Origin of the sequence: Pauljensenia hongkongensis (genome assembly GCF_001746855.1) — a bacterium.
In the GTDB taxonomy this organism is placed as follows: Bacteria; Actinomycetota; Actinomycetes; order Actinomycetales; family Actinomycetaceae; genus Pauljensenia; species Pauljensenia hongkongensis.
The window spans coordinates 659,321-672,266 of sequence record NZ_CP017298.1; the positions used below are offsets into that span (position 1 = coordinate 659,321).

Here is a 12,946-nt window from a genome sequence, read left to right on the forward strand (position 1 = left end):
CACGGCCCCCGGGCAGGCGCCGCCGAGGCCATCGGATGCGGGGCGTCACTCCCCCTCGCGGGCGCCCTTGCGCTCCTTCTTCGCCCTCTTGCGCTCCTTCTTGGCGCGCTTGCGCTGCTCGTGCTCCCACCACGGCCCCGCCTCGGTCTTCGGATCCCAGATCTCCTCGGGCGCCTCGGCGCCGCGGATCCCGGCCACGCCCTGGCGCACCGCGAGCGCGATGCGCCGCGTCGCCTCGTCCACCGCCGCGTGGTCTGCCGAACCGGCCCCGCTCATGAGATCCGACAGGTCCACGGGCGCGCCGAAGCGGTACGTCAGGGGACGGCGGGGCTTGAGGTTGATCCTCTTGGAGTTGTAGGGCGCCATGATCCGCTGGGCGCCCCACTGCGACACGGGGATCACGGGCACTCCCGTGTCCAGTGCCAGGCGGGCGGCGCCGGACTTGAAGGCCATGGGCCACTCGCCGGGGTCGCGGGTGAGCGTGCCCTCCGGGTAGATGCCCACCACCTCCCCCGCCGCCAGGGCCTCGCGGGTGGGCGCCAGCACAGCCGCCGGGTTCTGATCGCGGTCGACCGGGATGAGTCCCATGCCCTTGAAGATCCACCCGAAGAACGGGACCTTGAACATCGAGCGCTTTGCCAGGAATCGCACCGCCGTGTCCCGTTTCATGAAGTACCAGCACAGGCACAGCGGGTCGACGTTCGACAGGTGGTTGCTCACCAGCAGGAAGGCGCCCTCAGCCGGCAGGTTCTCGGTGCCCTCGGCGTCGAAGCGCACCCACGGGGTCATGATGGGGGTGAGCACGCACTTCGCGAATCGGTAGAAACCGGTGACTCGACTCATGGGCGCAAGTGTATCCGAGGACCCCTGCCCCGGTCCCGCCCCTGGGCGCGGCCCGCATCACGCCCCCGACCGAGCGGGAGGGGCGCCAGGGGGGCCGGGAGCAGCGCGCTCGGTGGCTGGACGCGCGACGGGACCGGGAGGCGGGCGCCGCGCGGAACCGGTCAGACCGGGGACGTAGGCGAAGTCGTCGCCGGGGATCACGGCCGCGCCGCGCGGAACCGGTCAGACGAGCACGCGCACGGCTCCGGGCGCCGCCTCCACCGTGAAGGGGACCGTGGCCACCACGTCGCCGTCGGCCATGGCGGTCATCCCCTGTGGCTCCAGGAACTCGACGAGGCGGGCGCTGCTGACGCGGATGCGCGGGTCGTGGGCGCCCCGGCCAGCGACGACGCGGGCGAGGGCCGCCAGCGCCGAACGGGTGGGGATCGGCCCCACGTGGCAGACCTCCAGGACGCCGTCGCACATGTCCGCCCCCGGGACCAGGGCGATGCCGCCGCCGAAACGGCCCGAGTTCGACACCGAGGCGATCCACCCGGACAGGTCGCGCTCCTCGCCGTCCACGCGCGCCCGGATCGGCGCGGGCCTGTGGGTCGCCAGGGCCGCGAAGGCCCCGTAGGCGTAGGCGAGGGGCCCGTTGGACAGGACGGACCGGTTCGCCAGCAGGTTCGCCCGCGCGTCCAGGCCGAGCGAGACGATCCCCAGCGCCAGGCGGCGGCCCGCCCCGTCGCCGCGCACCCACATGCCGTCGATGGCGCGCACGGACCCGCCGATCGCCCCGCGGTCCGAGCCCAGCGGCGCCAGGCCCGAGGCGCGCTGGAGGGGATCGGCCCCCACGCCGAGCGCGCGGCACAGGTCGTTCCCCCGCCCGCCGGGCATCGGAACGAGGACCGCGCCGTGGTCGTGGCACCCCTGCGCCACCGCGGCCAGGAACCCGTCCCCGCCCAGTGCGCCGACGGCGTCCGCCCCGGGGGCCACCATCGAAGCGGGGTCGTCTCCCGCGGTGGTCACGACCACCTCGACGTCCCAGCCCCCGCCTCGTAGCGCGGCGACGACCGACGGCCCCACGCGCAGCGCCCGTCCGCCGGCCGACATCGACGACACGAGCAGCCGCATCGCCGGGCGGCCCGGTCCCACTGCCACGGGTCAGTCCACGTAGCTGACGCGGGCGTCGAGCTGGTGGAGTTTGCGGGTGAAGTGCTCGTACCCGCGCGAGATCACGTCGATCCCGGACACGGTGGAGGTCCCCCGGGCAGCGAGGGCGGCGATGAGGTGGGAGAAGCCGCCGCGCAGGTCCGGCACCTCGATGTCCGCGGCGTGCAGGGGCGTGGGCCCGGAGATGACCGCGGAGTGGAAGAAGTTGCGCTGCCCGAAACGGCACGGCGTCCCGCCCAGGCACTCGCGGTACACCTGGATGGTCGCGCCCATCTGGCGCAGGGCCGAGGCGAAGCCGAAGCGGTTCTCGTAGACGGTCTCGTGCACGATGGACAGCCCGTCGGCCTGCGTGAGGGCGACGACCAGGGGCTGCTGCCAGTCCGTCATGAAGCCCGGGTGGACGGCGGTCTCCAGGGCGATGGAGTGGAGGCGCTCACCGGGGTGGTAGAAGCGGATGCCGTCGGCGTCGATGTCGAAGGCGCCCCCCACCTTGCGGAAGGTGTTGAGGAAGGTCGTCATGTCGGGCTGGAGGGCGCCGCGCACGTAGATGTCGCCGTGCGTGGCCAGGGCGGCGGCGGCCCACGAGGCGGCCTCGATGCGGTCGGGCAGCGCCGTGTGGCGGTAGCCGCGCAGTTTCCCGACGCCCTCGATGCGGATCGTGCGGTCCGTGTCGACGGAGATGATCGCGCCCATCTTCTGCAGGACGTTGATGAGGTCCATGATCTCGGGCTCGATGGCGGCGCCCCGCAGCGTGGTGATGCCCTCGTTGCGCACGGCGGTGAGCAGGGTCTGCTCCGTGGCGCCCACGGATGGGAAGGGCAGCTCGATGATGGCGCCGTGCAGGCCCGAGGCGGGCCGCCTGATGCGCACGCCGTCGGGGCGCTTGTCCACGACGGCCCCGAACTTGCGCAGCGTGTCGAGGTGGAAGTCGATGGGGCGCCCGCCGATGGCGCAGCCGCCGAGCTCGGGGATGAACGCCTCGCCGAGCTGGTGGAGCAGGGGGCCGCAGAAGAGGATCGGGATGCGCGAGGCGCCGGCCAGTGTGTCGATGTCGGAGCGCGAGGCGATCTTGACGTTCGTGGGGTCCAGCATCATCGTGCCGCGGTCCTGGTCGAAGTCGGCGGTCACGCCGTGCAGGCCCAGCAGGTCGGAGACGACGTCGACGTCACGGATCAGGGGGACGTTGTAGAGCTCGGACGGGGTGTCGGCCAGCAGGGAGGCCACCATCGCCTTGGGCACGAAGTTCTTCGCGCCGCGCACTGTGATCTCCCCGCGCAGTGGGTGGCCGCCCTCGACTCGCAGCACCGATGACATAGTGGTCGCTCCTGGGTTGGTTGAAGTGGCTGGCCACTACTCTAAGCCACCGGGCTTCCCCCGGGGACCCCGGGGCCGGTCGTCTCGAACACACGGGCGGCGTTCGCCGGGCGCGCCGCCGACTGAGCGGCCATCCGCCGCGCGCATCCGCACGCCTGCGCTGCCCGCGGGGAGGCGCGGTCGGCGCAGCGGCTCGGCCCGCGGAGCACGTCGCCGGGGTCGGCGGCCCGGCCACGGGTCAGCCGGATCCGCGCGCCGAGGCGACTTCCTCCTTGGGCAGGGTCCTGGCGGGCAGTGTGGCCGGTTTGAAGCCGGGGCGCCCCGCCTCGTAAGCGGCGATCTCGTCCTCGTGGCGCAGCGTCAGGGCGATGTCGTCGAGGCCCTCCATGAGGGTCCAGCGCACGTAGTCGTCGATCTGGAAGGTGCCCGAGACCGCACCGGCGCGGAAGGTCTTGTCCTCCAGGGACACGGTGATCTCGGTGCCGGGCTCCGTCTCGAGGAGCTTCCACAGGAGCTCGCAGTCCTCCTGGGAGATGATGCCGGTCACAAGGCCCTGCTTGCCGGAGTTCCCACGGAAGATGTCCGCGAACTTGGGGGCCAGGACGACGCGGAACCCGTAGTCCTTGAGCGCCCACACCGCGTGCTCGCGCGAGGAGCCGGTGCCGAAGTCGGGTCCGGCGACCAGCACGGAGCCGTTGCGGTAGGGGGCCTGGTTGAGGACGAAGCCCGGGTCGGAGCGCCAGGCCGCGAAGAGCGCGTCCTCGAAGCCGGTGCGCGTCACCCTCTTGAGGTAGACGGCCGGGATGATCTGGTCGGTGTCGACGTTGGACCGGCGCAGCGGAACGCCGACGCCCGTGTGGGTGGTGAACTTCTCCATAGCGTTGCTCCTGGGTCGGTCAGAGGTCGGCAGGCGAGGACAGGGTGCCGCGCACAGCGGTCGCGGCGGCCACCACTGGGGACACCAGGTGGGTGCGGCTGCCCTTGCCCTGGCGCCCCTCGAAGTTGCGGTTCGAGGTGGACGCGGAGCGCTCCCCGGGGGCCATCGTGTCGGGGTTCATCCCCAGGCACATCGAGCACCCCGCGTTGCGCCACTCGGCGCCGAAGTCGGTGAAGACCTTGTCGAGGCCCTCGCGCTCGGCCTGGAGGCGCACGCGCGCGGATCCGGGGACCACCATGACACGCACGCCGTCGGCCTTGCGGCGCCCCTTGAGGACGCCGGCGGCGGCGCGCAGATCCTCGATGCGCCCATTGGTGCAGCTCCCGATGAACACGGTGTTCACAGCGATGTCGCGCATGGGGGTGCCGGCCTGGAGGTCCATGTACTCGAGGGCGCGTTTCGCGGCCGCGCGCTTGTTCTCGTCGGCGAAGTCCTCCGGGCTGGGCACGGCCGCCGACAGGGGCACGCCCTGGCCGGGGTTGGTCCCCCACGTGACGAAGGGCTCGATGTCGGCTGCTTCCAGGACCACCTCGGCGTCGAAGACGGCGTCGTCGTCGGAGGCCAGGGAGCGCCAGTACTCGACCGCGCGGTCCCAGTCCTCGCCCTCGGGGGCGTGGGGGCGTCCCTTGATGTAGGCGAAGGTCGTGTCGTCGGGGGCGATCATGCCCGCTCGGGCGCCGGCCTCGATGGACATGTTGCAGATCGTCATGCGCCCTTCCATGGACAGCTCCCGGATGGCCTTTCCGCGGTACTCCAGGACGTAGCCCTGGCCGCCGCCAGTGCCGATCTTGGCGATGATGGCCAGGATGATGTCCTTGGCGGTGGAACCCGGGGGCAGGGAGCCGTTGACCGTGATGGCCATCGTCTTGAAGGGGGCCATCGGCAGGGTCTGGGTGGCGAGCACGTGCTCGACCTGGCTGGTCCCGATCCCGAACGCCAATGCCCCGAACGCGCCGTGGGTCGAGGTGTGGGAGTCGCCGCACACGACCGTCATGCCGGGCTGGGTCAGGCCGAGCTGGGGGCCGACGACGTGCACGATGCCCTGGTCGGCGTCGCCCAGGGAGTGCAGGCGGATCCCGAACTCGCGGGCGTTCTCGCGCAGCGTGTCGATCTGCGTGCGGCTGGTGATGTCGGCGATGGGGCGGTCGATGTCGACCGTGGGGGTGTTGTGGTCCTCGGTGGCGATCGTCAGGTCGGGGCGGCGTACGGGGCGCCCCGCCAGCCGCAGGCCCTCGAACGCCTGCGGGCTGGTGACCTCGTGGACCAGGTGGAGGTCGATGTAGAGCAGGTCGGGGGCGCCGTCGGCGCCCTTGGACACGATGTGGTCCCGCCACACCTTCTCCGCCATTGTGCCGCTCATCGTCCGGCCCTCCCCCTGTTGCTCGACCGCGGTGGACCATTCTCCCCGCCGATCCCCCATCCAAGCGCATATCTCATTTCCCGGACCGACAGTCTCACGGAGCGGGATTCCAGTGGTCAGAACCCGTACTGTTTCACATTTCGAAGAGTTGCCATCTCACTAATTGAGACCGAAAATAGGTGCATGGAAGAGCAGACATCGAGCGGCGTCGGAGTCCTCGACAAAGCGGCGCTGGTCCTCAGCGCCCTTGAGCCCGGCCCTGCGACACTCGCGCAACTCGTTTCCACCACGGGCCTCGCACGGCCCACCGCCCACCGGCTGGCCGTCGCCCTCGAGTTCCACCGCATGGTCGCGCGCGACATGCAGGGCCGTTTCATCCTGGGCCCCCGCCTCCAGGAGCTCTCCACCGCCGCGGGCGAGGACCGACTCCTCGCCGCCTCGATGCCCGTCCTCCAAGCCCTGCGCGACCACACCAAGGAGTCCTCGCAGCTCTTCCGGCGGCAGGGCGACTACCGGGTCTGCGTCGCGGCCTCCGAGCGCGAGATGGGGCTGCGCGACTCGATCCCCGTGGGAGCCACCCTGTCCATGAGCGCGGGCTCCGCCGCCCAGGTCCTGCTCGCCTGGGAGGAGCCCGACCGCCTCCACAGGGGCCTGTACGGCGCCTCCTTCAACGCCACAATGCTCTCCGAGGTCCGCCGCCGCGGCTGGGCCCAGTCCGTCGGCGAGCGCGAGCCCGGCGTCGCCTCCGTCTCCGCCCCCGTGCGCGGCCCGTCCGGGCGGGTGCTCGCGGCCCTGTCGATCTCGGGCCCCATCGAGAGGATGGGCCGCCAACCCGGGCGCCAGCACGGCCCCTCCGTCATGGCCGCCGCCAACCGCCTCTCCGAGTTCCTCCACAGCGTCGACGAGGCCGACTTCTAGGCAGTGCAGCACGAGTGGCCGGTTCGCCGCGTTCCCCGCGGGTCCTGCCCTCGCTCCTTCTTGGTGTCGCACACAAGGAAGGGAATTAGGAAACACGGGGCCGCGCACAAGGGCGGGATCGCCCCCTTGTGCGCGGTGCGTCTTCTGTAAATCAGGGTTCTTGTGCGCGTACCCCCAGGGGTGGCGGACAACCTGGGGGAAGCCGGACCGGGGACCAGCCCTGGCGCGCGTGCGGGCGTTCCCACGCCTGGGCGTCCTCGTCGCCCGCCAGGACCGGCCAGCCCTGGCGCGTGCGGGCGTTCCCCTGACGCGGGGCGGGCACAGGCAATCCCCAGACGCGAGGGGGCATCTTTCGTTTCGTTCCTCCCACTGCAACAAAAAATAGGGCATCCCCCGGGCACGGGGGCATCCGAGGCATCCCGTGGTGCTCTCCGCCTTCCGAGGGAATCCCCCAGGCACGCGGGGGGCATAATCCCTCCGAGCTGCAGTCCGAGGCCGGACTGGGGCATTCTCCGGGCACGGGCGTGGGCGCGCGTTGTCGACACTGTGAGGGGGTTGCCGACACGGACGCGCGTTGCCGACATTGTGAGGGGGTTGCCGACACGGGCGCGGGTTGTCGACATTGTGAGGGGGTCGTCGACACCGCGAGGGGGATATAACGCGCGCTCATGTCAACAACGCGCGTCGGTGCCGACAACGCGCGCTGGTGTCAATAACGCGCGTCGGTTCCTATAACCAACGTCCGCGCCGGTGGCCCTCGCCGGCGCCAGGTGCGACGGTCGCGCAGGCCCACTGGCACGGCAACTTGCCTACCCCAATGGGTGTTTTCCCGCTCCGATGCGGTCGGCCTGACTCAGGAGGCCACTGCAGGACGCGCGATGAGCACATCGATGGTGGCGTTGAACGGCCGTCCAGGCGATCCAGGCAGACTCCTAACACACGGCCCCAGGAGGGTACTGGCTCAGTCACATCAGGGTAGGCAATTTGCCTAACAGTCCCAGAAAGGCACGGACTCAGTCGCATCGGGGTAGGCAATTTGCCTAACAGTCCCAGAAAGGCACGGACTCAGTCGCATCGGGGTAGGCAATTTGCCTAACAGTCCCAGAAAGGCACGGACTCAGTCGCATCGGGGTAGGCAACAGTGCATTGGGGTAGACAACTTGCCTACCCCAATAGGCGGTTCCCTACCCCAATGCGGTTCACGGGCCCGCAGGGAGAGCAGCGGGCTAATCCGGGCCCGTTTTCACAGCGATAGCACCTGGTCAGCGAGCAGTTGGGGTCCGGTCGTGCGCCTGACGGGCGCGGCCTCCCTTTGAGAACGCGGTATCGCTTGCAGAACGAACGGCGCTCGCCCCCCTGCCGGGCCACTTCTCAGTGCATGACTCCGACGAGGGGAACCCGAGCGGCCGGGCGCGGCATCAACCAGAGCTAGGAACCCCCACTGGCCAGGCGCGGACCCCGGCCCAGAACAACACAGGACGGCGCCCCACCCAGAACAACACAGGACGGCGCCCCACCCAGAACAACACAGGACGGCGCCCCACCCAGAACAACACAGGGCGGCGCCCCACCCAGAACAACACAGGGCGGCGCCCCACCCAGAACAACACAGGGCGGCGCCCCACCCAGAACAACACAGGAACGGGACCCGCGACCCGAAGGCCGCGGGCCCCGCCCGCCTTCTCACGAAGGTGTCAGCCGATCCACCGCCCTGATGAGGAGAAACGGTAGGTGGTGCCGTCGATGACCTGGGTTCCGGTGGCCATGACGCCGGAGGCGTGCATGTAGTACCAGGACCCGCCAACGGGGACCCAGCCGATGGCCATCGCGCCCGAGTCCGTGAGGTAGAACCAGGAGCCGCGCACGTACAGCCATCCGCGGTCCATGGCGCCCGAGGGGCCGAAGTGGTACCACTGGCCATCGACCCTGGCCCACCCGGTTGACATCGCGCCCGACGGCGCCAGGTGGTACCAGGTGCCGCCCAGTTCGAGCCATCCGGTGGCCATGGCCTTGGTCGCCGGATCCAGGTAGTACCAGGAGCCGCCGTCGCGCAGCCAGCCCGAGACAGCGGCGCCGGAGGAGCCGTAGTAGCGCCACTGCCCGTCCGTGCTGTCCCAACCTGTCACCATCCAGCCCTGGGCGTCGAAGGCGTAGTCCGCGCCGTCGATCGTGAGCCGGGTCGAGCTCGGGTACGTGCCGTCGGAGTAGCGGTACCACCAGCGGGATCCGTCCTTCATCCACTGCCCGGTGAGCGGCTGGGGGCCGACCCCGCCGGTGGCCTGGGTGAAGACGGCGACTGTGCGCGCCGGAACGGTCAGCGTGCCGGTCGCCGCGTCGAACGTGGCGCCCTTGACGACCTCATCCGATCCGCCCGCCTGGACGTCGCTGAGCTGGAACGGCCGCCCGGCCAGGGCGCCGACCGTCTGGGTCAGGGGCTTGTCCGAGGCGTTGAACACCGTGAGCACGCCGTCCAGGGCAGGATCGGCGTCCGCGCCCACTGTGTCGTCCACGAGCATCGTGAGGGAGCCGGGCGCCGCGCCGCTGTCGGGGAAGGTGACCTTCTGCCCGATGAGCTCCGCCGACCCCAGGGCGAACAGCGGAGTCGAGGCGCGCAGGCGCAGCAGGTCAAGGGCCTGGCCCTTGGCCGACGCGATGTCAGCAGGGGCCGGCTTGAGGGAGGCGTCCTCGAGGAGCGGCCTCATGATCGGCCACTTGTCGCCGTTCTTCGAGGCGACGGGCAGGCCAGCGCCGAAGCCGTTGTCCTGTCCCGTCCAGTCGATGGAGTTGAAGTGGTCGCCCGAGTTGAACGAGTCGCGGTCCAGGGACTTCGAGCGCAGGATCTCCGTGCCCGACGACCAGAACGAGGGCGACTGGCCGAGGGCCACGGTCGCCAGCGACAGGGTGTTCATGCGCACCCGGTCACCCATCGGCACGGACGTGGGCAGCTTGTACGTGAGCAGGTCGAAGAGCGTCTCGTTGTCGTGGGCGTCGACGTAGTTCACGGACTCGGCTGGCTGGGAGGCGTAGCCGGCCCCCTGGCCGTTGTAGTCCAGTTGCTCGCCGGTCACGGCGCGCCCGTCGTAGGTGGTCATCGCGTAGCCCTTGAGGTTGCCCGTCAGGCCGATCTTGACCAGGTCCACCCTGTGCTGGTAGTCGGCCTGGCGCTCCGCCTCGCTCCTGGTGTCCAGCCCGTTGGGGTCGGAGAACGCCCCCGAGCCGAATCCCTGGTAGACACGGTGGTCCTCGTCGAAGGGGCCGCCGCCGTGGACGGCGTCGCGGAGCCGGTCGTTGAAGGCGCCGATCCCGGTGCCGTCGAGCTGGCCCTGCGTGGCCTGGGTGAACAGCGCGTTGTTCGCGACCTCGCCGAAGTTCCAGCCCTCCCCGTACAGGTAGAGGCTGGACCCGTCCACCCCGTCGGCCTCCAGCGTCAGCTGGGACAGGGCGGCCTTGGCGCGCTCCATGGTCTGGCGCGAGTGGTGGCCCATGAGGTCGAAGCGGAATCCGTCGACGTGGTAGTGGCGCGCCCACATCACCAGGGAGTCGATCATGAGCCGCTCACTCATCGCGTTCTCCGTGGCCACGTTGGAGCAGCACGTGGAGTTCTCCACCCCGCCCGAGGCGTTGAGGCGCTGGTAGTAGCCGGGCACGATCCTGTCGAGCACGGACTTGGCGTCCTGCCCGGAGGCGGCGGTGTGGTTGTACACCTGGTCGAGCACCACCTGCAGTCCAGTGGCGTGCAGAGCGCCCACCATCTCGCGGAACTCGACGGTGCGCCCCCCGCCGTTCTGGTTGGCGTCAGTGGCGTAGGAGCCCTCCGGGGCCATCCAGTGCAGCGGGTCGTAGCCCCAGTTGAAGGCGTCCTCGTCGGCGACGGCGCTCACAGCGGCCTGCTGCTCCTCCGAGGCGGGCCCCGCGCCCTCGGGGATCTGCGGGGTCTTCTGCTCGGCGCGCTTCTCGGGGATGGTCGCGATGTCGAAGGTGGGCAGCAGGTGGACGGTGTTCATCCCGGCCCCCGCCAGCTCGCCCAGGTGCGTCATGCCGGCCGAGCCGGAGACGGTGAACGCCTTGTAGGTGCCCCTCATCTCCTCGGGCACGGACTGGTCCTTGGCGGAGAAGTCGCGCACGTGCAGTTCGTAGATGGCGCGCGAGGCGTCGTTGCGGACCTTGGGGGCGGGGGTGGAGGCCCACTGGGCGGGCGCGAGCGCCCCGTCCGAGAGGTCGATGGCCACCGAGCGCGTCGAGTCGGTGGTCAGGGCGACGGAGTAGGGGTCGGTGACGGTGTTCGTCTCGACCTTGCCGGTGGAGGGCACGTAGACCTCGACCTCCCACTGGAACTGGGCGCCCTTGGTGATCGCGCCGTCCGCGTTCGCGACCCGCCAGGTTCCGTCCGCGCCGGCTTGCGCCTCGGTGCGCACGGCCTCGTCGGCGGCCTCGGCCGCCGAGCCCGTCGGGTCGGAGGTGTTCCACGTCAGCAGCGACACCTTCCGCGCGGTGGGGGCCCACAGCGCGAAGGAGGGGGCGCCGTCGGCCCAGGTGACGCCGAGGGCGCCGTCGCGCGCGGTGGCGGCGTAGACCTCGTCGAGGACGGGGGCCAGCTGGACCCCGGTGAAGGCGCTGAGCGCGCCGCCGCTGCGGCCCTGTGCGACGGCGACCTGGCCGCGCAGCGCCTCGCGCACCTGCTCGGAGGTGAGGGAGTCGCCGATGCCGAGGGCCAGGTAGCCCCGCAGGTTCGGGTGGGCGTCGGTCACCTGGGAGGGCAGGTCCCCGGTCACCGTCAGGGGGTGGCTGTCGCCGCCGCTGACCGCGCCCTCGTCCACGCCGGCGCCCCCTTCGGGAGCGGTGACGAGCGTGTAGGCCAGTCCGGCCTCGCCGGAGACCACCTGCTCGCGGCTGACGCCGTCGGGCAGCAGGGAGACGGGCCAGGCGAGGGTCTTCTCACCCACCCAGTAGGCGCGCTGCTCGCCCACGCCCTTGAGGGGGGCGTCGGCGACATCGATGTCGAGTTTGTGGGTGGCGAGCGTGTACGTGAATGTCACGAGATTGCCGGCCTTCGTGTTGAATGAGTAGTTCGGGCCGCCCGGGGCGCCGTCGACCCCGTAGTTCTCGTTCCACGAGAGCCCGTGGGCGACCTTGAGCTCGTAGGAGCCCGCGGGCAGCCTATCGGTCGAGTAGGTCCACGTCCCGTCGCCGCGCGGCACCATGAGGGGGGCGAGGCAGTCGGGCGCCCAGTCGCCGCCGTTGTCGCCGCGGGTGCAGCCCAGTTCGGACTGCAGGGATCCGGGCAGGGTGATGACGGGGCCGTCGGCGGTGTTCCACACGCGGTGGGTGGCCGGGTCGTAGTAGAAGGTCACCGTGGCCGCCTCTGTGGTGGAGTAGGCGATGTTCGCCCCGCCGGGGGTGCCATTGGCGCCGTAGCTCACATCCCAGGTCCCCCCTATGGCGACTTTGTACTCCCAGTCGCCTTTGGGCAGGTCGAAGGAGGCGGTGTACAGGCCGGACTCGGGGTCGCGCGCCAGGGCGGCGCTGGAGCAGTCGGGCTGCCACTGCGAGGCGCAGCCCATCGCGGTGTTGTGCGAGCCGGGGATGGTGACGAGGTCGGGAGCGGTCTCGGTGGGCGCCCCTGATTGGGCGCCGGTGGGCGGGGTGTCCGCCGCCAGGGCGGGCGCGCCCAGCGACGAGAGGCCGCCCAGGGCCAGCGAAGCCGCGGCGGCGAGGGCGGCGCTTATCGACGCCCGGTGTTTTCTCCTGTGTTTCCAGCGGATGAGAGTGCGCACGAAGACTCCTTCGTCCATTGTGTTGGTCGCCCCGGGGGACGGGGGTGCCTCCACTTTAGAAGCCCCGGATTTGTTTCTGCAAGGTTTCTGCAAAAGCTCAATGGGCGCTCACCAGGGCTCTGTCCGCCGGACGGGCGCGGGTTCACTGGACGGCCCGGCGGTCCCCAGAGCGGCGGCAGGGGCGGGCGCGGGCGCCTCGGGTAGCCTGGTGCCCGACGACCGCATCCCCACCACCGCGGAGGCAGACGATGGCACGTCCCCGCAAACCCATCGACATCGACCGGCGCGGCGCCCTCATGCGCGAGGCGCGCTCCTCCTTCGCGCGCCTGGGGTACGCGGGGACCTCGTTGAGCTCCGTCCTGCGCGCCTCCGGCTTCCCCCGCAGCTCCTTCTACTACTTCTTCGACGGGAAGGAGGCGCTGCTCGACGAGGCCTTCGCCGACGGGCTGTCCCGCCTCGCCGAGTGCGCGCCGCCCCCCGACCCCGGCGCCCTGACCGCCGAGACCTTCTGGCCCCGCCTGTTCGGCTTCGTCGACGCGCTGGCCGAAGCGGGCACCGACCCGGACCTGGCGGCGACCGCGCGCCTCTTCCACATGCCCGACGCCCCCGCCTCGGCGAGGCGCGCGTCCTTCGAGCGCGGGGCGAGGC

8 protein-coding genes are annotated in these 12,946 nt (G+C 70.9%); 2 read left to right on the plus strand and 6 right to left on the minus strand.

Annotation, left to right across the window (positions count from 1 at the left end; translation table 11 throughout):
* Positions 1-45: 45 nt before the first annotated feature.
* The 5 genes from BH719_RS02765 to leuC all read right to left on the minus strand — a co-directional run bounded on the left by BH719_RS02765 (position 46) and on the right by leuC (position 5,606).
* On the minus strand, positions 46-843 hold the full coding sequence (locus tag BH719_RS02765) for a lysophospholipid acyltransferase family protein (protein ID WP_009743220.1): 798 nt from the start codon (positions 841-843) through the stop codon (positions 46-48).
* A gap of 222 nt (positions 844-1,065) precedes the next feature.
* Positions 1,066-1,983 (minus strand): diacylglycerol/lipid kinase family protein, encoded by a 918-nt coding sequence (locus BH719_RS02770; protein ID WP_425415310.1) that lies wholly within the window; start codon positions 1,981-1,983, stop codon positions 1,066-1,068.
* A 3-nt stretch (positions 1,984-1,986) separates the two neighbouring features.
* Entirely contained in the window at positions 1,987-3,309 is a 1,323-nt protein-coding gene (murA, locus tag BH719_RS02775) for a UDP-N-acetylglucosamine 1-carboxyvinyltransferase (RefSeq protein WP_009743221.1), read from the minus strand.
* Positions 3,310-3,547: 238 nt separating this feature from the next.
* Positions 3,548-4,186 (minus strand): 3-isopropylmalate dehydratase small subunit, encoded by a 639-nt coding sequence (leuD, locus tag BH719_RS02780; RefSeq protein WP_009743222.1) that lies wholly within the window; start codon positions 4,184-4,186, stop codon positions 3,548-3,550.
* 19 nt (positions 4,187-4,205) lie between these two features.
* Positions 4,206-5,606 (minus strand): 3-isopropylmalate dehydratase large subunit, encoded by a 1,401-nt coding sequence (gene leuC / locus BH719_RS02785; protein ID WP_034255531.1) that lies wholly within the window; start codon positions 5,604-5,606, stop codon positions 4,206-4,208.
* Positions 5,607-5,789: 183 nt separating this feature from the next.
* Between leuC and BH719_RS02790 the strand changes: the two genes are divergently transcribed.
* Complete coding sequence (locus tag BH719_RS02790) at positions 5,790-6,524, plus strand: IclR family transcriptional regulator (protein WP_009743224.1); 735 nt, start codon at positions 5,790-5,792, stop codon at positions 6,522-6,524.
* A 1,694-nt stretch (positions 6,525-8,218) separates the two neighbouring features.
* On the opposite strand, the gene pulA is transcribed toward BH719_RS02790, so the two are convergent.
* A complete protein-coding gene (gene pulA / locus BH719_RS02795; protein ID WP_009743225.1) occupies positions 8,219-12,316 on the minus strand; it encodes a pullulanase-type alpha-1,6-glucosidase in 4,098 nt (1,365 codons plus the stop codon).
* Between the two features lie 230 nt (positions 12,317-12,546).
* On the opposite strand from pulA, the gene BH719_RS10005 reads away from it, so the two are divergent.
* A partial coding sequence (locus BH719_RS10005) for a TetR/AcrR family transcriptional regulator (protein ID WP_034255178.1) occupies positions 12,547-12,946 on the plus strand: 400 nt, incomplete at its 3' end.